The organism is Winogradskyella sp. A3E31, from assembly GCF_046720935.1.
In the GTDB taxonomy this organism is placed as follows: domain Bacteria; phylum Bacteroidota; class Bacteroidia; order Flavobacteriales; family Flavobacteriaceae; genus Winogradskyella.
Window position 1 is genome coordinate 50,327 of sequence record NZ_JBHNWH010000006.1, and the last position, 22,201, is coordinate 72,527.

A 22,201-nucleotide genomic window follows, 5' to 3' on the forward strand; every position below is an offset into this window, starting at 1 on the left:
TTCTAAAACTTCTATGCCAGAAACAGTGCTACAACTCAAAAATGCAGCTATTTACCAAGGAGATAGTTTAGTATTGAGCAATGTAAATTTTGAAATGCAAAAAGGCGACTTTGTTTATTTGATTGGAAAAACAGGAAGCGGGAAAAGTAGTTTTATGAAAACGCTTTACGGGGATTTAGAATTGACAGAGGGCGAAGGTTCTATTGTTGATTTTAATTTACGGACCATGAAAGAAAATGACATTCCCTTTTTACGACGTAAACTCGGTATTGTTTTTCAGGATTTTAAGTTATTACCAGACAGAACAATTAACCAGAATTTAGAATTTGTTCTAAAAGCTACAGGCTGGAAAGAAAAAGATGAAATTAAAGCGCGTATAGAAAAAGTCTTGAAAAAAGTCGATATGGGTACCAAGGGCTTTAAATTTCCGCATGAACTTTCTGGCGGGGAACAACAACGTATTGCCATTGCCAGAGCACTACTTAATGACCCAGAACTCATTTTAGCTGATGAGCCAACAGGAAATTTAGATCCACAGACCAGTATTGAAGTCATGGAAGTTTTGCAGGACATCAACAAGAACGGCAACACAATCTTAATGGCCACTCACGACTATGCCTTACTGCTTAAATACCCAAGTAAAACGTTGAAGTGCGACGAAAATAAGGTCTTTGAAGTGGTACAACGAAAGGCTTAAAAGCCTAATTTCCTAAATAGTTTACCCAATAAAGAGCCTCCACTTTTTCTAGAGTTTGATGTGGTTTTAAAATCTTCGAATACAATTCTATACACCCCAAAATTAGCCAAAGACTTCTGGGCTGAAGGGTTGGCTGAATACGCTGCAGCCATATTAATCTTTACCTTTAAATCATCAGATAGCTGCCCTGTTTTTAAAATTTTATCAGCATTTTCAATATCATAAACCTTAAAGGTTTGACCCTTTAAACCGTAGAATTTTGAAAAATCAATAGTGACCTCTTTAGCATTTGGGTCAAATAAATTGACTAAAAACTCGTTAGATTGGCCTTCAATCTGAAGCAATTTTAAGACAGCTTCCGTTTTAAATTCTTTTGAAGGAGCCCATGAGCTTTGTGCATCTAATTTCAATTCTTTTTTCCAATCTACAAGATTGTAATCCTTTGTTTTGGCAACTCTAAATAGGGTTGCCCGTCGCGTGTAATACCTATTATTTAAAAATGATAACTGATTGCTTTTTCTTAAAAATTCTGGATTTAAACGAACAAATTCTGAATAAACCGTATTGCCCTTAAACTCCAACCCTTTAACGTGCATCAATCGCAGGCCATCCTTTCCGCCAACTATGACATTATTTAATACCTTTATATCAGTAACAGGTGCATTTTTATGAAACCCGAGAGTCAAGCTCATGCCACCTCCGATAATCTGACCGTTCTTTACATCAGTATTGTGATAAAACACATTATCCTTAACAGTAATGTTTTTGGCAATATGCTTTCCACTGCCATCCCCAGTCGCAACAATTAAATTATCCTTCAACTGTCCGGAAGGCAAGCCAGAATTAAAAATAACATTGTCTTTTAAAAGGACATTCTTCACAAACTGATTGCCATTACCATTAGACGCAGACCACACCTGAATACCCTTATAATAATTAGCAAAAATAATGTTCCCCTCAATAATCCGTTGTTGATTGCTTTCATTCTGAACATAAATACCAACTCCATGACCTCGTCTTCCACCTAAGTAACCATTATTATAGATAATACAGTTTTTTATTTCAGAATTGGAAGTGCGTTTCCATGAGCCTATCCCCGACCCTGGTACATTATGAATTTTTAGATTTACGAACTTACAATTAGCACCTTGTCTGTGATTGACTCCAGTTACTGGTTTAAACCCTGCTTCTGATGTTTTTCTTGGAAAATTACCTTGAAATGTGATTTCAAAGTTTTTGAAGACCAAACCATTTCCATTAATATCCAAAACAGCTTGTGTATTAGAAGATACATTACCATCAATGATTACCTTATCTTTTGAATACCCAGAAATGACAATAGGAATGCCTTTAAAATTAGCCACAGAAATTGAACTGGTAAATCGGCCTTTATAAACACCTTGATGCAACCAAATTTTATCTCCAGCTTTAACAACAGCCTTTTTGTTCAATGCAGTTTGTAAATCCCACGGAAATTTTAAACTTCCATCTCCTGTTGTTTTTCCAGGAGTGACTTCATGGGTTGTTGGGAATACGTGGTATTCCTGTTGAGCTGTGCCAAAGGAAAAAATGATTGTAAAAAGTGTTGTATAAAAAAACTTCATGTATACAGGTTTTCAATAATCTTGCCAAGATTAAAAATCTTAAACTTAGACCATACAATACAGATTACAAACGCTATATTTGTTTTGATGTTATCCGTTTTAATTCCTGTTTACGACTGCAGTATTTATTCACTCGTTAAAGAACTTCACCAACAATTGACAGAGTCGGGTATTGACTTTGAAATTCTATGTTTTGATGATGGCTCTACAAGCTCATCAATTATTGAGAACAATAATAAAGTTAACGCGTTTTCTCATACCACTTACGCTCTACTTGATAAAAATTACGGGCGTAGTTTAATACGAAATAAACTCGCTAGTAAAGCTAAATACGAATATTTACTCTTTATTGATAACGATTCTTTAATAACAAATGCTAATTATATTAAAAAATATATTACCGTTTTACAGAAGGGCTATCATGTTGTATATGGTGGTAGGGTTCATCCAAAAGAAGTTGAGCCCCAACAGACCTTACGCTGGAAGTATGGTGTAGCACGTGAAGATTTAAATGCCCAAAAACGACAATTAAAAAAATTTAAATGCTTGCTTTTCAATAATACAGTGATAAAAAATACTGTCTTTTCTTCAGTGAAGTTCAGTTCAGACATCAATACGTATGGCCATGAGGACACACTACTGGCTTATCAACTATCGTTATCTAATGTTAACGTATTGCACATAGATAATGAGGTCGTCCATAACACTATTGACACAAATATTGAGTTTTTAAATAAAACGGATTTGTCATTACAGAATCTCAAAAGTCTTTATTATTCAAAAACAATTGATTACAATTTTGTTAGGTTTCTTAGAATTTATAAAAAGATTGAAAGATTAGGTGTAACCTTTATTCTAAAGTTTATGTATTCGGTCTTAAAAAAACCCTTCCAAGCACAGTTATGTTCTAAGACACCATCGCTCTTTATTTACGATTTATACAGATTTGGTTACTTTAGTTCTATTAATCATAAAAGATGAGCCCGTTTTTTTCAGTTGTTATCCCGCTCTACAATAAGGAAGACTATATTTATAACACTCTTAACAGTGCTATCAATCAATCTTATAAAGATTTTGAAATCATAATTATAAATGATGGCTCTACAGATGGTAGCTTAGAAAAAATAAAACTTATAAAGCACCCTAGTTTTAAAATATACACAACTGAAAATAAGGGTGTAGCAGCAGCTAGAAATTATGGTATTTCGCAATCTCGGGGAACATATATTGCACTTTTAGACGCTGATGATATTTGGCATAATAATCATCTAGACGAATTACAAAAAACAATAAGCAAATTTCCAGAAGGTGATTTGTTCTCTAACAATTATGAAATTGATTTTGGCAATAATTTTATTAAACCAGCACGTTTTAGCGTTCCAATTAAGACTAAACCTTTTATAGTTGACGATTTTTTTAAAGCGAATAGAAAAAACTCTATAGTTTGGACATCATCTGCATGTTTTTCAAAATCCTCATTTAATCAGATTGGTGGTTATAATGAAGACTTAAAAACAGCTCAAGATCTTGATTTATGGATTAGATATGCTCTAAAATATAAGATTGTATTCAACCCAAAAATCACCATGACTTACAGTTTTTATGACAGGAATAGCTTATCTAGAACTGACCTAAATTCAATTCGATATAACTTTATAGAGAATTTCAAAGATCAAGAAAAAAATAATAGCTCATTAAAAGAATATCTAGATATAAATCGATATGCAGTAGCACTAAGATGTAAGTTGAATAATGAAAACGAACTTTATCAGACCCTCAAAAAAGATATAGATCCTTCAAACCTAAATAGGCTACAAAATATGATTTTGAAACTTCCTAAACCAGTTTTAAAACTGCTTAAAAAAACCCATTATTTCCTCATCCAAAATCACTTATACTTTACTGCTTTTAAGTGATTTAAACTGCTCGTAATCCCTTATGTAATCATTCTCCTCAAACTCAGTTGATGCAATTACCAAACAAACAGCACCAGAAGAAAAGTTCTCAATCTCACGCCACATCATATTTGGTATAAACAACCCCTTACCTGGCTTATTGAGCATAATAGATTTCCTATTCATTCCATCATCAATAATCACTTCAAAACTTCCACTTAAGGCAATGACAACAGACTTTTGATGAAGATGTGCATGTCCACCTCTATAAGCATCACTAGGCACATCATACAAATAATACACTCGCTTAATGTCAAAGGGAATTATATCTTTTTCTATAACGGCTAACTTGCCTCTTTCCTCATGGACTTTTGGTATGTCTATTAACTGAATGTTTTCTATGAACGACATGTATTAATTATTTAGGATCTTTTTCCAGGATTCTGCAATAGCATCTTCAGAAAAACGAGCGACGCTTAATTTTGCGTTTGATCTACAATGTAAATATAACTGTTTATCATCGTACATTCGGTTTAAAGCATCAGCTAATGCATCTGGATTATTATTCTCTATTAAAAGTCCATTTTGCTCGTGCTGAACAATTTCACTTGGTCCAGATTTACAGTCAACCGATACAACGGGGATACCATATTGCAATGATTCTAACAATGCTCTTGGGAATCCTTCCCAACGGCTTGTCAATACGGTAAACAAAGCTTTGCGAATAATAGAATCGGGTTCTTTAATGTAACCCATAAACTCAACAGAATCGCCCAAATCCATATCATCAGCTTTAGCTTTAAGAAATTGGTAGTCCTTACCATCACCAAGGATTTTTAGTTTAACTTGATTTTGTCGTAATATTGACCTTGTATAGCCTTCAAGCAATAACGAAATATTCTTAACATCATCATCTAATCGTCCAAAAAATAAAATATAAACACCGTCATTTTCCTGCAATTCTGAAGCGTTATCTTCAAACGAAATTGGGTTATAAATTAGTTCTATATTACTAAACCTATAATCATCCTTTAACTTTATAAATATTGCCTTAGAAACAGCCACCAATTTAAATGCCTTTCCATAAATTAATCTTGCCAAAAAAGGATTTGGGTGAATGTATAAATCTGTATTATAGCTTCGAATACAATAAATTGTTTTTTGCGGTTTATATACTAACCTAGATAAAACAAATTCTTTTAAAAATCCAATTCTTGGCCTGTTATCAATAACAAAATCAAAACTATTCTCTTTCAAAAATTTTTTAAAAACTGCTAATCTTTTAAGTCTTCCAAGAATACCCGGATTCTTCTTTTTCAATAACCCGAGGTTTAATAATTGTCCTTTATAAGCAAAATCAACTTTATCTAAAACACTGACAATATGGATGTCATGGCCTAAATCGTACAAAATTTTTGATAATATCGCAGACGATTTCTCCGCCCCTCCTTCACCTAAGGAAAATACTACAAGGCATATCTTTTTTTTATGTTTATTTTGCATATCGTAGATGGTAAAGATATAAAATGAAAGTATTACTGGTAGGAGAATATAATAGAGCACATTGGAATATAAAAGAAGGGCTAAAATATCATGGACACGAGGCTGTAACTTTCGGAATGCAAGATGGATTTAAGAAGGTCGATGTTGATATTAAAATAAAAAACCCGTTTACACGATTTCTGCCTTCAAAACTTAGAATACTCTTTTATAAATTATTTAAAATTGATCTTTTAGGGATTTATGTCAACCATGTTATAAGGTCAAATAAACACGAATTATCCCATTTTGACATTGTGCAATTTATAAGCGAGTCCCCTTTCACCATTAATATTTCAAGTCAAAAGAAAGCTCTGAACAAATTGGTAAGCTGGAATACAAAAGCCTTTGTTCTATCATCTGGAAAGGATTATCCCAGTATATCTTATGCGCATGATGAAAAACTACGATATTCAATCCTATCGCCATTTTTTGAAAATCCGGATTTAAAATCTAATTATCGCTTTGCTCTAAATTATATAGAGCCAAAGTATATAGCTTATCATGACTTTGTATATTCAAAAGTAAAGGGAGTCATTGCTTGTGATTTTGACTACCACTTACCTCTAAAAGATCACCCAAAATATCTTGGTCTTATACCACATGCGATAAATCTAGATACTATTGAATTTAACTCTCAAAAGATTAATAATGAAATAGTCATTTTCCATGGTATTAACAAAGACAATTACTACATGAAAGGAAATTACCTTTTCGAAAAAGCGCTAAATGTTATTGAAAAAAAATATGCGTCTCAAGTAAAAATAGTTTCAGTGACTAACCTCCCATATTCCGAATATATAAAAGCGATTGAGTCTTGTCATATCCTATTAGATCAAGTCTACTCTTATGATTTAGGGTTTAATGCTCTTGAGGCTATGGCAATGGGTAAAGTGGTGTTTTCTGGTGCTGAAAAAGAATGGCAAGATCACTATAAGGTTAAAGAAGATTCTGTTGTCATAAACTCTCTACCTAATATAGATTACTTGGTTGCGAAATTAGAATGGTTAATTAATAATCCTAATGAAATAAATAAAATTTCGGTTGCTGCTCGGAAGCATGTTGAAAAATTTCACGATCATAAAGAATGTGCTAATCGTTATTTGAAAAAGTGGACATTAAATTAGAAAATAAGCACTGCTTATTTTGAACCAACTGATTGACTTTTAAAGTAGATTTTTATAGCAATTACAACCGCTATAAGATAAATTATATAACGAATAAAATGAGCTATTACCACTCCTTCTGTTTTATAATCTGTAATTAAAACAAGAGCTAACATAAAGAATGACAGCAACGATATGACTTCAGTTATCACAAAACTCTTAACCATACCTTTTGCCAAAAATTGATGCGCAATTATTATAGAACACAGTCGTACAAAATCACCCAATAACTGCCATTTAAAGAGAGGTTTAATACCAGTAAAATCTGGATAGATGATTTCAATTACTAAATCTCGAAATAAATAAATCAAGACCATCCCTATACCAAATAGAGGTAAAATGGTCTTATAAATCTTTAATAGTTCTAGTTTAAAGACCTTTTGATTATATATATTGGCAAACTGTGGTATAACATAAAGGGTTAAAAGCCCAGAAATAAAAACCATATAGTTTTTAGAGATAAAAGTCATTGCCGTCCAATAACCAGCTTCTTCAACATTGATCTTATCCGTAATGAGGGTTCTTAATTCTAATTCAACAAAATTCAAAAACAATGTAGAAACCACCGACATCAATGTAAAAACGAGCAATTGGTTTTTAAAAATTAATGAAGGTCTAAGGCCTTTAAAATCAATATACTCCTTTAAGGTCTTACCAAAAATAAAAATTAAGACCAACATTTGTATTATCGGTGTAATCGCAATAGCAATTATAACTCCTTCAATACTGAAATAACACAAACCAATAAGCAGGGCTAATGCGGATAACACATAACCAATTAAGTCAATTTTGGCATACTTTTTATAATCAGATAAGCCATTGACCACAGCAATAAATACTCTATTAATAGCTATTAAAGGGACAATGGCAGCAAGTAGCTTAAAAACAATAGTTAGTGACTCATCATTAAATAGATACTCAGCTAAATATGTCGCGCCAAAAAAGAGAACAATTGCCGACCCAACTGCGCCAATAGCAATAAAAACAAATGCTGTAGAAAATAACTTGACTAACGTTTTTTCATCTGATTTATACTCAGCCAAATATTTTACAACTCCATTGAAAACACCAAGAGTTGAAATACTGGTTAGCATGGCCATTACATTTCTTATCTGGCCTACTTTTGCAATTCCAGCCTCCCCCACCATAACTGCTAATAACCGTTGAATCACAACAGAAATTATCAGCCTTATAGCAATAACAAAACCGTTTAACGATGTTATTTTTAGAATTAAATTGGACGCTATAAAATTAGGAAGCTTCACTTTAGTCTTCGATTTTTTCAGATATCACACCAAATAAAGAGCTGCTAAATAGTAATATTACAATTCCAAAATGCAGAACTTGAGTAAAGAAATGTCCCATAACAGCACCTTTCAACCCAAACACATCAACTAGATAAACACTCGAAAAATAAAGTGTCACAAACAAAAATGTTTCAAGAATTATAAAGTGGCTAAACATTTTCTTTGCCAAAAACTGAAAGGCAATAACCATTGCCATTACTTTTATAAAATCACCTAAAAATTGCCATATAAATAAATCTTGTGCCGGTGCAAATTCTTCAGAAAAGATAAGTCTTACCACAAAACTTCTCAATAAATAAAGCACAATTAATACACCTAAAAAATAAGGCATTAAACTCTTATAGAAGCCAAAGACCTCTTTTCTAAAATTACTTTTAGAATGCACCGCTTCTAGTTTCGGCACTAGATATAAAGCAATTAGTGAGTTAATGAACATGAGATAATAATTCGAAATTCTATTTACAGCCTCCCAATACCCAGCTTCTTTTATACCTACTTCATCTATAATGTAATTTCGGATAAATATCATCACCAACGGCAATGCAACCACAGTTGTCAAAGCCATAAGCGAATATGGACTTAACTTAGAGAGCATTTCTTTAGAAATATTAGAGATATTGACCAAGTTCACTAAACTCTTTCTGAATAATATCCCAACCAAAGTAATTAAAAACAATAGTGCCGGCATTATTGCTATAGAAACCAGGGCACCATCAATCTTGTCTTGCCAAATCAGTAATAAGGTAACTAAGAGACCTACAATCTGACCGATAATATTTATAACCAACAGGATTCTATATTTGGAAAATCCATTCATTATACTGAAGCAAAAGATATTGAGCGTATAAAAAGGCAAGGCTATGGCCATTACTTCTATGATATAGGCATAGTTGTAATTTGAAGAAAACAAAAAGTTATTTATAAAATCAGCATTGTAATAACAAAGGAAGGCCGCCAACATAGTTGCAAAAAAACCAACAAAGTAAGATGTGGAAAGTAAAGCACTAAGTTCACGGTTATTCTCTTTAAAGTGACCAACATATTTTACAACTCCCTTATAAAAACCAACAGTTGAAAAGGATTGTAATGCTTTAAGAAAGTTATTGAAATTACCAATTAATGCCAGTCCTTCTGCTCCAATAAAAATGGCAATCGCCTTAGACGTAAAAATACCTGCAATGATTTTTATCCCTATAGAGGTAGAATTAAGGTTGGCAGTTTTAAAAAGGACATTGGTATTTATGTATTTATTGAACTTTTTCAATTAGTAAGCATTTACTGTTTCTATAATTTTTGAGACATCTGCATCCTTTAATACTGGACTTATTGGCAAACTTACTACAGATTTATGAATAGCATCAGTAATTGGTAAATTTAAATGTTTAAATCTTTTTAATGCATTTTGGCGATGGGGAGGAATTGGATAGTGTACTAGGGTTTCAATTCCATTTTCAAGTAAGTAATCTCTAAAATTTTCCCTGTCCTCTACCCTTACAACATAAGCATAAAACACATGGGATTCTAAATGTGTTACAATAGGTAGTCTCACCTTTGGGTTCTTTATTTCATTATTGTACCTCAATGCAATCTGTCTTCTTTTTGAGTTGTCGGTGTCTAAGTACTTCAGTTTTTCAGAGAGAAATCCCGCTTGCAATTCATCTAGGCGACTATTAAAACCAATACTATCATTCTGATACTTTTTAGAACTACCGTAATTTCGAAGTTTCCCTACAGCACCATACAATTCTGAATTATTAGTTGTTATGGCACCAGCATCCCCAAGCGCCCCTAAATTCTTAGCAGGGTAAAAACTAAACGCAGCTGCATGGCCTACATTTCCAGATGTTGAACCTAACCCATCCTGAGCACCATGAGCTTGAGCCGCGTCTTCAATCAGTAATAAATTATGCGTTTTTGCAAGTTCGCTAATCTCATTCATTTCAGAAACTTGCCCATATAGGTGCACTACGATTATAGCTTTAATATCATTATGCAAAGCAGCCTTTACACCTTTCTCTGACAAGTTAAACGTGCTTTCATCCGGATCTACTAAAACAGGCTCTAAACCAGCATGAATGACCGAGAGAATAGTTGCAATAAAAGTGTTAGCAGGTACAATTACCTTATCACCGAGCTTCAATTCACCTAACTCTATAAAACCCTTTAAAATAAGGGTTAACGCATCTAGACCGTTACCTGTACCCAAGCAATATGTAGTACCACAATACGTAGCAAATTCACTTTCAAATTGTGAAACATAATCTCCAAGAATATAATTTCCTTTAGAAAGGACCTGTTCAAAATGTTTTAAAAATTCCTTTTGGTACCTTACGTTTATCTTTTGTATGTCTAAAAAGGGAATCATGAGAAGAGTGAGTCTAATAGTGGATAATTCTTAGTCTCTATTTCAACAAAGTTCTGGGCTACAGAAAAAGACCCAAAACCTTCTTTCCAGAAATGTAACCCCTTATTAATCTGCCCTGATGCTGTGTGCGACATCCCAAAATCGAAATATGGTTTGTCTTGAAATATATCTGTAATCAACTTAATATGTAAAAAATCGATGCTCCCCAATTCGTTTTTTTCCTCATTTCCAGAAATGTATTGTGCATGGGCTACATTTTTGGTCTCAAAAATCGTTGCTCCAGCGACTAATCTATTGCTGTGATACACATTGAATTGCCTAATGTTCTTAGAAAAAGACTGCTTCAATTTTGTGATTTCATCAAGCGAATGTACTGGACTTTTTCTATGCTTTTCTCTTAAATTTGGAATAAGAATGGTATTCCAAAAATCAGACAAGTCATCAACTTCTTTTAAAATTAAATTATTCTTTGTAGCACGCTTAAGGCCTTCCCTGCGACTATTGGAAAGCTTCAGGTTTTGAGGTTCAACAACAGAAAGAATATCCTTTCTAAAAATGACACCTTTCAGTTTAAAACTTAAATAGTTAAAAGTATCGTCTTGATGCTTTTTATAAATGTTCGGCAATTCTTTCAGCCATAGTTTTTCAAATCCTTCACCCTTAAGATATTTTAATAGGTCCTTAAAGGCCGTTATAATATCTTCTAACTTTGAATAAGGTCTAAAAATTAAACCCCCATATGTTAGTCCTTGATGGGAATGAAAAATATTTAAATCCTTATTCCCCGGCAATACGGCAAAAAGAGCATCATCTTTAAACATAACTAAAGACGCATCCTCATATCTATCTTTATGATATTCCATAAAATCTCGATGAAATAGAAATGTAGCATTATTGGCTTCTTCAATGAAAGCGTTCCATTGCTCATTTAATTCTAGCGTATATGGTTGTATTTTATAGATACGTTTATGAGTTTTTGTCTTCGCTGTTCTTCAAATTTGTTGCTTCTATAATATACAATGGTCTGTTTTGTACATTACGGTTTATCCTACTGATGTACTCACCAATAATCCCAATGGAAAATAATTGAATGCCTCCCAAGAAACTGGCACTAACAATAATCGACGTCCACCCTGTAATTGTCTCCTTAAGAACAAAATGAGAGAATATGGCAAACATTATAAACATAAAAGCGACAAAGGAAATGATAAACCCTAATTTAGTAACCAAAGCTAATGGTTTGTCAGAAAAACCAGTAATACCATCAAAAGCCAATCTAAACATTTTACTGTAAGAATAGCTTGTCTCTCCTTTTTTGCGCGAATCTCTATCAAAAAACACATAGGTCTGCTTAAAACCTAACCAGGCTATTTGTCCACGTAAAAATTTATTTTGTTCGGGCATTGTGTTTAATGACTTAACTACTTTTTGGGAAATCAATCTAAAATCACCCGTGTCAATAGGGATTTCGAACGGGACTAATTTCCTTAGAACCCTATAAAACAACTTAGCAGTACCTTTTTTTAGAGCTCCCTCCCCATCTCGCTTTCGCCTTTTAGCATAGACCACATCATATCCGTTTTTATACTCCGAAAACAGTTTGTTAATCAACTCTGGAGGGTCTTGAAGGTCTGAGTCTATAATTACAACTGCGTCTGCCTTACTATAATTTAAACCAGCAGAAACAGCTATTTGGTGTCCAAAATTGCGAGATAGATTTATATAATAAACGGATTCATCTTGCTTTGAGAGCCCTAAAATAAGTTCTAAGGAATTATCAGAACTACCGTCATTGACAAAGATAAGTTCGTGGTCATCATCAATAGAACTCAAAACCCCTTTCAATCTTTTATAAAGATCCAGTAAGTTTTGTTCTTCGTTATGAACCGGAATAATAACCCCTATAGTTGGCATATTAAATAGAAAGCTTTAGAAGGCAAAATAAAGCATTTACAATTGAATAGCAATTTATAAATTACTCTTCTGTTTTATAGATGTTGAAATAGTCATTTGACCACACGATTTTATAGTTATGTCTGCTTATAAAATCTAACATCACTTTTGTACGTGACGTGTTGAAGAAATTATCATTTTCTCTGTCTAAAGACATATAATCTGAAATCGGCTCTGAGAATTTATATATAGTCTCAAACTTTTGCTGAATAATAACCGGTAATTCTTCAATATTATTTTCTGCTTCTGAAAGTTTATCTTTAAAACTATCACTATCATAAATCCACGGCCAAGAATTGTAAGCATAGGGACGTGTTTCTGTTAAAAAATGAAGCATAGGAACCTTATCATACGCCAGCAAATAATCATTAGGTTCAACAAATAGTTTGAGATGCTCTAAGCCATCATTAATGATTTTGGCTCTCCGTTCCTTAGTATAAATACCTTTAGCTAAGTCACTATTAATTGTATAATTTTTTTCCCATCGCGGTCCTTGGTCGAAATAAGCATTAAAAGACATTTTATATGCCTTATAACAAAGAAAAATGACACCAAACAATGTGGCTATAGTTCTTATTTCAATTTTGAAAAACTCTGAATTATGAATAAATTTTGTGTTAGCAGATATCCATTTTGGAGCATTATATAAGGCGTAAAAAAATAGGGGAATGGAAAGCCAAATTGCCATATAACCACTTGACTTCATTCCGCCACCGCTACCAAAAGGCAATAAAAACTGAAGAACAAAAGCCATTACGGTAAGTAGTTTTAATGCTTTATTATTCTTTTCGAATAATAGAATTCCAAATATGCCAATGTAACCCAATCCATAAATTCCGTGAATTGCCGCTTTTTGAATCCAAATGGCAAATAAAATTGCAGTAATGATTTTAATTGACATTTGAATAAACACCAATCTTCTAAATTTTATAGCAACCAAAACAGCTAAAACCAAATAACCCAATAATGCCCCTGTGTATTTTGCGACTTTTAAATAGTTGTAGAAATATCCGCTTAATAATGCGTTCATATTATGCCCACTATCACTTGCTGTTCCTAAGTTAAACACCGTCGATAAGACATTTTTCATAATACCAAACTGCCCAAGTACTATTAGCAAAGCTAAAACCAATAAAATACCGACAATGCTTCCTGCTAAAAATAGACCAGTCTCTCTTATTGATTTTTTTAAAGAAACAGATTGTATATAGTACCAAGTAGGGATTACGAGAACCAAAGCCAATTGGGATAAATTGGGCAAACGTGTAAAAATATTCAGACCAATTATAAACCCTGAGAATAACACATACCTTGCAGTATTGGAAACTAAACCTTTATGCAAAAAATAAACGCTTAAAACAGATAACAAAGCGGTAAGATGATTATTGTAAAACACCAAGAATCCAAAATCGTTTGCAAAGAGCACCATACACAACCCGATTAACAGATAACTGGTCTTGATGTAGTTTTTCAGAATTAAATAGGCGAAACTAAAAGTTAATGAATTGACTATTAAAGCTAATATCTTAAACCAAAGAATCCCTCCACCTTGAAATAATTGATACCAAAGTCCTCCGAATAGGCCAGATAACCAATACACAAAATTATATTCTACGGACGACGGATCATTAAAAAACTGCTGATAAAATGTTAATGCAAAGCCGTCATCGCAAACGTCAAAACCTTGAAAGGCAAGTATCAATTGGATGAAAATAACACATGCTAAAACAACAATAAATGGCTTGTTTTTAATCCAATGAATCATGTAGAGTATTTGGTTAGCTAATTTGTGCTTAATTTAAAGAGGTAAGATATAAATTCTTTTAATTTAGCTTAAACTTTAAACAGCAATAATCATAGACTTTAGAAGAATCTTAGAAAACCCTATCATTTATACTACGTATCAAAAACTGGTCGGAGGATATAGAGCTAGATTTCTTTTTGTTGAAAAAAACATCAATGCTGAGCAAGATCAAAAAATATTGGACATTGGTTGTGGCCCTGGGTATATGCTAGAATTTTTACCAAAAGTAGACTATACAGGTGTTGACATTGACCAAGACTATATTAATCAGGCGATGTCCAATTATGGGGATAAAGCACGGTTTATATGTTCTGATATTTCATCTTTAGAACTGAATGACATAGGAACCTATGATATTGTGAGTGCTGCGGGAGTCTTACATCACCTCAATGACAAAGCTTGTATACAATTGTTTGAAGTTGCAAAAAAAGCATTGAAGCCAGGAGGGAAATTCGTTTCAATGGATGGGTGTTATACCAAAAATCAAAATAAAATAGCTCGTTTTTTCTTAGATAAAGATCGAGGAGAATTTGTAAGGACACAGGATGAGTACACTACTTTGGCAGAACAAGTGTTTGTACATGTATCTAGCTATATCGATGAATCGTACTTTAGAATTCCATATACATCAATAATTATGGAATGCCGTTAGGAGTTAATTTCAGTTTTTTTGTAATTATACTAGTGGTATAGATTGACTCCGAAAATGGCGACATTTGCAATGATGATAGGCAACCCAATACGAATCGTTGGCATTAAAAATCCATAAATAACAAAGAGAATACAACCAGTCATATTTACTACTCTTAGTTTTATAATGTCTTTCATAGTAAAAGAGAGTAGTACCATTAACGAAGCTAAATAACCTATATATTCTGTTCCGGTTATTCCAAATAATTCCATATCTCAAATGATTTTACATGAAAAAGAGAAACACACAACTGCATTTCTCTTTCACTTTATTTCCAATAATTTCTATTAACTTATATCGTCTTATTTCTTTTACGGTCAACCTCCTTTAAGAAGATTTTGCGTAAACGTAAGTAATTTGGAGTGACTTCTACATATTCATCTTTCTGAATATATTCCAAGGCTTCTTCTAAAGAAAACTTAATTGCAGGTACAATTTTAGCTTTATCATCAGCACCTGATGAACGCACGTTACTTAACTTTTTAGTTTTAGTCACGTTAACCGTCATATCATCACCACGAGAATTTTCACCTATCACTTGACCTTCATAAATATCTTCACCTGGATCAACGAAAAACTTACCACGGTCTTGTAATTTATCAATAGAATAAGGAATGGCTTGACCATTTTCCATAGACACCAATGATCCATTTTGACGCTCAGGAATACCACCTTTTAATGGTTGGTATTCTTTAAAACGGTGTGCCATAATAGCCTCACCTGCTGTTGCGGTTAATAACTGGTTTCTTAAACCAATAATTCCACGAGATGGCACAATAAATTGACAAACCATACGGTCCCCTTTTGCTTCCATGCTTATCATCTCACCTTTTCTCATAGTCACCATCTCGATTGCCTTACCTGAAACATGTTCTGGTAAATCAATAGTCATTTCCTCAAAAGGTTCGCATTTTACACCATCAATCTCTTTAATAATTACTTGTGGCTGACCAATTTGAAGCTCGTAACCTTCACGCCTCATCGTTTCAATTAAAACAGATAAGTGTAATACGCCACGACCAAATACCATAAACTTATCTGCACTATCGGTTTCTTCAACACGTAATGCCAAGTTCTTTTCTAATTCCTTTGTCAAACGATCTTTGATATGTCTCGATGTCACAAACTTGCCATCTTTTCCGAAGAAAGGTGAATCGTTAATCGTAAACAACATACTCATTGTGGGCTCATCAATGGCAATGGTCTTTAGACCTTCAGGGTTTTCAAAATCAGCAACCGTATCACCAATTTCAAAACCTTCTAACCCAACTATAGCACAAATATCTCCAGTCTGCACTTCATCAACTTTCTTACGACCTAAGCCCTCAAAAATGTGAAGCTCTTTAATTCTATTCTTAACGATTGATCTGTCTCTTTTTACCAAAGAGATCTGCTGTCCTACTTTTAAGTCTCCTCGTGTTAATCTTCCGATAGCGATTCTCCCTGTAAATGAAGAGAAATCTAAGGATGTGATTAACATTTGAGTTGAACCTTCCTCAATTTTTGGCTCAGGGATATGCTCAATGACCATATCCAATAAGGGTTCGATATTTTCAGTTTCATTTTGCCAGTCATCGCTCATCCAGTTATTCTTGGCTGATCCATATACTGTCGGAAAATCTAATTGCCATTCTTCTGCGCCCAATTCAAACATTAAATCGAATACTTTTTCATGGACTTCCTCTGGAGTACAGTTTTCTTTATCAACTTTATTGATAACAACACATGGTTTTAAACCTAAATCAATAGCTTTTTGAAGCACAAAGCGTGTCTGTGGCATTGGCCCTTCAAAAGCATCTACCAATAACAACACACCGTCTGCCATGTTTAATACACGCTCTACCTCTCCTCCAAAATCGGCGTGACCAGGTGTGTCGATAATGTTGATTTTAGTGTCTTTATATACTACTGAAACGTTCTTTGAGGTAATGGTTATACCTCTTTCTCGTTCCAAGTCGTTATTATCCAAAATTAAGTCTCCTGTATTCTCGTTTTCACGAAACAGTTGACAGTGGTACATAATCTTATCAACCAAAGTTGTTTTACCGTGGTCAACGTGAGCAATAATTGCAATGTTTTTAATCGTATCCATGAGATGCTGATTTTAAGCGCGCAAATGTACGGCATAATATCGGTTTTGCGTTAAATAATTGTTATTATTATGAACTGCTAAAACTTTGATAGTTTAGGTTAGTATTTTTATCTAATAAATAGCCTTTTCAACTACAAATGCTGGATATAAAAAATAGTCTGAAAGCAGAATTTTAAATACTATCTTTGCGGCATAACTTTTGAACGAAAGAATTTTGATTTCATTGCAGCAATTAAACATAAGAAACATTAAGATTACTGTTTGTGTATTTTTTTCTTTGTCACTCTTAAGTTGCCCCTCCGATGATGATTGTACAAAAACAATTACCATTCCTCAGGTCTATTTTGTAGGTAATCAGAGTTATACTAATGAAATAACACAAGAAGTCCCTTGTAACTTTGAAGAGTCTGATGTTCCAGATATTATTGAAGCACCTGTACTTGAAAATTTTACTTATGAAATTTTAAGTTTTAATTTCGTTCCAGATACTGGAAACAATACTTCTATACTCCAATTCGAAATTCAACTCAATAACAATAATGATTTTAATGCAACTGGTATCCCAAAACTAACAGTTGTTACACCAAATTCAGAATTTTCGGGAAGTTTCTCTAATTATGCCAGTGTTCCTTGCTATGAAATTCCGGCAAGTTCAAACTGTATTTTAACTTATGATCAAGAAAGCTCATTAGATTTAGGTCTTCCACCTGAAACTTTTGAAATAGTTAATGTTGAATATGTATTAACAAACTAATGCGCGGAAATAATTAATATAATATGAACAAGATTTCTAAATTAAAACATACCGATTCTAATAATTTCTTTTTGCTGTGCGGGCCTTGCGCTATTGAAGGTGAAGATATGGCATTACGAATTGCAGAGCGTGTCGTTAGCATCACTGATAACTTAAAAATACCTTATGTTTTTAAGGGAAGTTTTAAAAAGGCAAATCGCAGTCGTATCGACAGCTTTACCGGAATTGGCAGTGAAAAAGCATTAAAAATTCTACGTAAAGTTTCAGAAACTTTTGATGTGCCCACCATTACAGACATTCATGAATCTTCTGATGCCGCCATGGCAGCAGAATATGTGGATGTGATACAAATTCCTGCGTTTTTAGTCCGACAAACAGACTTGGTTGTTGCGGCTGCAGAAACTGGGAAGGTTGTCAACCTGAAAAAGGGACAATTTATGAGTCCAGAATCTATGAAGCATGCCGTCCAAAAAGTAAAAGATGCAGGTAATGAAAAGGCTTGGATAACAGATAGAGGCACTATGTTTGGATACCAAGATATGATTGTCGATTTTAGAGGTATTCCCACAATGCGAAACATTGCTCCTACAGTTTTAGATGTCACGCATTCTTTGCAACAACCTAATCAAAGTGTTGGGGTAACAGGTGGACGACCAGATATGATTGAAACGATCGCGAGAGCTGGTGTCGTGAATAATGTTGATGGATTATTCATCGAGACCCATTTTGATCCGGCTAATGCTAAAAGTGATGGAGCCAATATGTTGCACCTAGACAATCTTGAGGGTTTATTAAAGAATTTAGTTGCGATCAGAAAAACAGTAACCAGTTTTTAATCACTTTTTATACGTCCCACTCAAAATTAATTTAAACGGGTTGGTATTGATTTTCAGCAGTTGTTCAATTACATAAACAACAACCTCATCATTAATATCTTCAACCGATTTATAACTTAAGGACATTACCGTTTTTCGTTTTTCAGAAATAAAGTGTTCTTTAAACTTAGGTAGTTTTTCACCATGCCAAAATGCCAAATCCACGTAATCCTTAGATTGGTTAAGATAGCATAAGGGAATACCATTGCAGTAATAAAATGGCAGTTTCCATTTAAATAACAATTCTGGTTGTGGTGCCACTGCTTCAATAATTGCTTGAAGTTGCAGCAATATGGATTTATAAGGCTCAGGCTTACTCAAAATATATGCTTCTGCAGGGTTCAAAGCGTCTTAAAAAATTCTTAGAATTCCTATGATTAAGATAGCTATACCTATAATAGCTTTAAATGGACTTAATTTATCAGAAAATTTATGAAGCGACTCTTCTAGTGATGGTATTTTGCCGAACACATGCGTTAGCAGCAAAAATCCCCCGAGCATACTTATACTGTTATATAAAAGTCCACTCCAAAATGAAAATAAAGGAAGAATAACTAAAGCCCCACCTATTATAGTTTGAAAGGGTGCTAAAAATCCTGCTATCTTATTAAAGAAATTACTTTCTCCATCCCATTTATCTAATGTGGCTAATCCTAAAAGGATGCCACCAGCAATGTTTGCAATAGTTAATAGAAGTCCGATCATGATTCTCTTTTTTTTGTTGTTTTTATAAAATTAATGAATTTTCTTTTGTAGAAAAGGAATTATTTATTTTACTTTGTATTTCAAAGTACTTTAACATGAGTAGTGAAGATTATTTAAAAGACATTTCTGAAATCAAAAATTTAATGAATAAATCATCACGGTTTATTTCTTTAAGTGGTTTATCGGGGATAATGGCAGGAGTATATGCATTGATTGGTGCTGCTGCTGCATACTGGTTAGTAGTTGAATATAGTGATGGAACACTCCTACTCAACGGGTGGATATTTAGAACTGTTATGCTAATACTCTTCTTAATTGCATTTTTAAGTGTTATCACTGGTATATTTTTAACGACACGAAAAGCAAAGAAAAACGGCGAGAAAATTTGGGATAGCTCATCACGCCGACTAGTTTTTAATTTTTTAATACCATTAGTTGTTGGAGGGCTTTACATTTTAATCATTCTAAACCAACAAAAATATGGACAAACTGGAGCATTGATGCTTATCTTTTATGGATTAGCATTAATTAACGCCTCCAAGTTTAGCATTGGTGATATTAGATATTTAGGTTACATACAAGTTGCATTAGGGTTAATTTGTGCACTTTACCCTGGTTATGGTTTTTGGCTTTGGGTGCTTGGTTTTGGTGTTATGCATATTGTTTATGGTACTTGGATGCATTTTAAATATGATAGAAGCTAGTTGGTAGTCGCAAAAAGATTTTTGAATAGAATTGGGTGGGCTTTTTCAATAATTGTAGTAGATATAATACTATACTTAATTATTGGCTTAGTGATAATAAATTATGAAGGTACTTATATTGAAAGTAAAGGTGAATATTTCAGTTTACAGAGCATGAGTTTAATTGAAAAGGTAGCATTTATTTCATATTATTTACTAGTTATTATTAATATTATTTTAATAGCATATTTTATATATAAAATTTTTAAAAAGTATCTAATTAAAAAATAAGATTCCTGCTTTCGCAGGAAGTAATATGAGTATAATCACTAACATAAATAAACTTTTTGATCATAGGGTAAGACTCGGTATCATGTCTGTTTTAATGGTAAATGAATATGCTGATTTCAATACACTAAAGGAACTGCTGGGTGCTACAGATGGCAATTTAGCAAGTCATACAAAAGCTTTGGAAAAGGCAGAATATATCTTAGTGGAAAAGCAATTTATTGGACGAAAACCAAACACACGTTATAGTGTTACTAAGTTGGGAAAAGCAGAATTTAAAAAACATATCGAAGCTCTTGAAAAACTAATAAATAAATCATAACACATTTTTTTTTAATCATTCACTTTGAAATACAAAGTACTTTCAAACTTTAACAAATACATCATGGAAAAACAAAACAAATTCGGACATTGGCTAAAAAACTCAATTACCGCTCGTATGCTTATTGTAGGGGCATTAGTGTTATTACTACTTATTCCACTTACCTATGTTAACATTTTAATTTCTGAGAGGGCTAATCGACAACAAGATGTCATTAGTGAAATTAATACAAAATGGGGAACAGAAGTTCTGGTCTATGGCCCTATATTAAAACTGCCTTATATGACTTATATCGAGACTCAAGTCTATAACGATCAAACAAAAGCCTATAGCACTGAGACGAAGTCAGAATTAAATTATACATACATTTTTCCAGAAGAACTAAATGTAAAGTCATCCGTAAAATCCAAAACACAACATTTAGGGAATTTTGAAACAGCAGTTTATACTGCAGACATGGCTTTAAATGGCTCATTTGATATTCCAAATCTTGAAAATAAAGGCATAAAGAATGAAAACATTATTTGGTCAAAAGCAAGTTTTGTATTGAAAACCACGAATCTTAAAGGCATTAAGACTGATATATCTATAAACCTTAATGGTAAGTCTTATGATTTTGAAACAAATTTTTCAGATAGAAAAAATCGTTTTAGACAACTCGATGAGCTTGAAACTAGTTTTATTGATGAAACTCTATTAGAAAAAAAGATTACTTACGATATGAAGATAAGTTACGACGGTAGTGAGCAGCTTCAAATTATTCCTGTAGGTAAATCAACCTCAATGTCAATGGATTCAAATTGGGCTGATCCAGGATTTATAGGAGGCTATTCTCCCGATGATGAAACCAGAAGCATTACAGAAAATGGTTTCACTGCTGATTGGAAAGTCCTATCCATTAACAGACCCTTTTCTCAAAATTACCTGAAAAGTATTCCAAATCTTGAAGAATTTGCCTTCGGCACCAAATTTGTAATCCTAGTCGATGACTATCAAAAAAGTGAACGTTCGGCCAAATATGGTTTTTTAGTCATAGGGTTGACCTTTTTAATCTTCTTTCTTATACAAACATTAAGCAAAATTAGCATCCATCCTTTCCAGTATTTAATGATTGGGCTTGGATTGATAATGTTCTATACACTATTAATTTCAATTTCTGAGCACAGCACTTTTTTAAAAGCGTATTTAATTGCAGGAATTTCTGTGATAACACTTATTACTCTATATTCTAAATCCATTTTAAAATCGGTACGTTTTACATTATTCATAGGATCTTCATTAACCATACTTTACACCTTCATTTATGTTATAATTCAACTTGAAAATTATGCGCTTTTAGTAGGTAGTATCGGGCTCTTTTTAATCCTTGCAAGTGTAATGTGCGTGTCAAGAAAAATTGATTGGAATAATCACTAAAAATCAAAAAGTATTCTATCACATTGAGCGTAGTCGAATTGTATT

Annotated in this window: 23 protein-coding genes; 10 read left to right on the top strand and 13 right to left on the bottom strand. The window is 33.1% G+C overall.

Going from position 1 to position 22,201, the window contains the following annotated elements:
• Positions 1-13: 13 nt before the first annotated feature.
• Positions 14-697, top strand: coding sequence for a cell division ATP-binding protein FtsE (locus ACFEMA_RS08615; RefSeq protein WP_411767735.1), 684 nt, complete (start codon positions 14-16; stop codon positions 695-697).
• Here ACFEMA_RS08615 and ACFEMA_RS08620 read toward each other — a convergent pair.
• On the bottom strand, positions 694-2,301 hold the full coding sequence (locus ACFEMA_RS08620; protein WP_411767736.1) for a right-handed parallel beta-helix repeat-containing protein: 1,608 nt from the start codon (positions 2,299-2,301) through the stop codon (positions 694-696). The two genes, ACFEMA_RS08615 and ACFEMA_RS08620, sit on opposite strands and share 4 nt — an antisense overlap.
• Before the next feature lie 21 nt (positions 2,302-2,322).
• Here ACFEMA_RS08620 and ACFEMA_RS08625 point away from each other — a divergent pair, with 21 nt between their 5' ends.
• On the top strand, positions 2,323-3,282 hold the full coding sequence (locus ACFEMA_RS08625; protein ID WP_411767737.1) for a glycosyltransferase family 2 protein: 960 nt from the start codon (positions 2,323-2,325) through the stop codon (positions 3,280-3,282).
• Positions 3,279-4,217, top strand: a complete 939-nt coding sequence (locus tag ACFEMA_RS08630) for a glycosyltransferase family 2 protein (RefSeq protein WP_411767738.1) — start codon at positions 3,279-3,281, stop codon at positions 4,215-4,217. Before ACFEMA_RS08625 ends, ACFEMA_RS08630 begins: the two co-directional genes overlap by 4 nt.
• Here ACFEMA_RS08630 and ACFEMA_RS08635 read toward each other — a convergent pair.
• The gene (locus ACFEMA_RS08635) at positions 4,194-4,607 is read right to left on the bottom strand and encodes a sugar 3,4-ketoisomerase (protein WP_411767739.1); all 414 of its coding nucleotides are present in this window, start codon (positions 4,605-4,607) and stop codon (positions 4,194-4,196) included. The genes ACFEMA_RS08630 and ACFEMA_RS08635 overlap by 24 nt on opposite strands.
• A gap of 3 nt (positions 4,608-4,610) precedes the next feature.
• The gene (locus tag ACFEMA_RS08640; protein ID WP_411767740.1) at positions 4,611-5,699 is read right to left on the bottom strand and encodes a glycosyltransferase; all 1,089 of its coding nucleotides are present in this window, start codon (positions 5,697-5,699) and stop codon (positions 4,611-4,613) included.
• 23 nt (positions 5,700-5,722) lie between these two features.
• On the opposite strand from ACFEMA_RS08640, the gene ACFEMA_RS08645 reads away from it, so the two are divergent.
• Positions 5,723-6,862, top strand: a complete 1,140-nt coding sequence (locus ACFEMA_RS08645) for a glycosyltransferase (protein WP_411767741.1) — start codon at positions 5,723-5,725, stop codon at positions 6,860-6,862.
• A 14-nt stretch (positions 6,863-6,876) separates the two neighbouring features.
• Here ACFEMA_RS08645 and ACFEMA_RS08650 read toward each other — a convergent pair whose 3' ends face one another.
• The 6 genes from ACFEMA_RS08650 to ACFEMA_RS08675 form a co-directional block, all read right to left on the bottom strand.
• Entirely contained in the window at positions 6,877-8,166 is a 1,290-nt protein-coding gene (locus ACFEMA_RS08650; protein WP_411767742.1) for an O-antigen translocase, read from the bottom strand.
• Between the two features lies 1 nt (position 8,167).
• Positions 8,168-9,472: an O-antigen translocase gene (locus tag ACFEMA_RS08655; protein WP_411767743.1), complete on the bottom strand. Its 1,305-nt coding sequence runs from the start codon at positions 9,470-9,472 to the stop codon at positions 8,168-8,170.
• Positions 9,473-10,573 carry a DegT/DnrJ/EryC1/StrS family aminotransferase gene (locus tag ACFEMA_RS08660; RefSeq protein ID WP_411767744.1) on the bottom strand — a complete coding sequence of 367 codons (1,101 nt, stop codon included), beginning with the start codon at positions 10,571-10,573 and terminating at the stop codon, positions 9,473-9,475.
• Positions 10,570-11,436, bottom strand: coding sequence for a GNAT family N-acetyltransferase (locus ACFEMA_RS08665; RefSeq protein WP_411767745.1), 867 nt, complete (start codon positions 11,434-11,436; stop codon positions 10,570-10,572). The genes ACFEMA_RS08660 and ACFEMA_RS08665 overlap by 4 nt, the downstream gene beginning before the upstream one ends.
• A gap of 103 nt (positions 11,437-11,539) precedes the next feature.
• Positions 11,540-12,487 carry a glycosyltransferase family 2 protein gene (locus ACFEMA_RS08670; protein WP_411767746.1) on the bottom strand — a complete coding sequence of 316 codons (948 nt, stop codon included), beginning with the start codon at positions 12,485-12,487 and terminating at the stop codon, positions 11,540-11,542.
• 61 nt (positions 12,488-12,548) lie between these two features.
• Complete coding sequence (locus tag ACFEMA_RS08675) at positions 12,549-14,291, bottom strand: hypothetical protein (RefSeq protein WP_411767747.1); 1,743 nt, start codon at positions 14,289-14,291, stop codon at positions 12,549-12,551.
• Between the two features lie 190 nt (positions 14,292-14,481).
• Between ACFEMA_RS08675 and ACFEMA_RS08680 the strand changes: the two genes are divergently transcribed.
• A complete protein-coding gene (locus ACFEMA_RS08680; RefSeq protein WP_411767923.1) occupies positions 14,482-14,982 on the top strand; it encodes a class I SAM-dependent methyltransferase in 501 nt (166 codons plus the stop codon).
• Positions 14,983-15,011: 29 nt separating this feature from the next.
• Here ACFEMA_RS08680 and ACFEMA_RS08685 read toward each other — a convergent pair whose 3' ends face one another.
• Both ACFEMA_RS08685 and typA read right to left on the bottom strand, forming a co-directional pair.
• On the bottom strand, positions 15,012-15,233 hold the full coding sequence (locus ACFEMA_RS08685) for a uroporphyrinogen decarboxylase (protein ID WP_411767749.1): 222 nt from the start codon (positions 15,231-15,233) through the stop codon (positions 15,012-15,014).
• Between the two features lie 80 nt (positions 15,234-15,313).
• Positions 15,314-17,113 carry a translational GTPase TypA gene (gene typA / locus ACFEMA_RS08690; RefSeq protein WP_411767750.1) on the bottom strand — a complete coding sequence of 600 codons (1,800 nt, stop codon included), beginning with the start codon at positions 17,111-17,113 and terminating at the stop codon, positions 15,314-15,316.
• Positions 17,114-17,312: 199 nt separating this feature from the next.
• On the opposite strand from typA, the gene ACFEMA_RS08695 reads away from it, so the two are divergent.
• Together ACFEMA_RS08695 and kdsA are read left to right on the top strand one after the other, a co-directional pair.
• A complete protein-coding gene (locus tag ACFEMA_RS08695; protein WP_411767751.1) occupies positions 17,313-17,867 on the top strand; it encodes a hypothetical protein in 555 nt (184 codons plus the stop codon).
• A gap of 23 nt (positions 17,868-17,890) precedes the next feature.
• Complete coding sequence (kdsA, locus tag ACFEMA_RS08700) at positions 17,891-18,703, top strand: 3-deoxy-8-phosphooctulonate synthase (protein ID WP_411767752.1); 813 nt, start codon at positions 17,891-17,893, stop codon at positions 18,701-18,703.
• On the opposite strand, the gene ACFEMA_RS08705 is transcribed toward kdsA, so the two are convergent.
• Together ACFEMA_RS08705 and ACFEMA_RS08710 are read right to left on the bottom strand one after the other, a co-directional pair.
• Positions 18,704-19,063, bottom strand: coding sequence for a DUF1801 domain-containing protein (locus ACFEMA_RS08705; protein WP_411767753.1), 360 nt, complete (start codon positions 19,061-19,063; stop codon positions 18,704-18,706). It lies immediately after the preceding gene.
• Positions 19,064-19,093: 30 nt separating this feature from the next.
• A complete protein-coding gene (locus tag ACFEMA_RS08710) occupies positions 19,094-19,447 on the bottom strand; it encodes a hypothetical protein (protein WP_411767754.1) in 354 nt (117 codons plus the stop codon).
• Between the two features lie 95 nt (positions 19,448-19,542).
• Here ACFEMA_RS08710 and ACFEMA_RS08715 point away from each other — a divergent pair, with 95 nt between their 5' ends.
• The 3 genes from ACFEMA_RS08715 to creD all read left to right on the top strand — a co-directional run bounded on the left by ACFEMA_RS08715 (position 19,543) and on the right by creD (position 22,156).
• Positions 19,543-20,151, top strand: a complete 609-nt coding sequence (locus ACFEMA_RS08715; RefSeq protein WP_411767755.1) for a hypothetical protein — start codon at positions 19,543-19,545, stop codon at positions 20,149-20,151.
• Between the two features lie 295 nt (positions 20,152-20,446).
• Positions 20,447-20,740: a winged helix-turn-helix domain-containing protein gene (locus ACFEMA_RS08720; RefSeq protein ID WP_411767756.1), complete on the top strand. Its 294-nt coding sequence runs from the start codon at positions 20,447-20,449 to the stop codon at positions 20,738-20,740.
• Between the two features lie 63 nt (positions 20,741-20,803).
• Entirely contained in the window at positions 20,804-22,156 is a 1,353-nt protein-coding gene (gene creD, locus ACFEMA_RS08725) for a cell envelope integrity protein CreD (protein ID WP_411767757.1), read from the top strand.
• Positions 22,157-22,201: the final 45 nt, after the last annotated feature.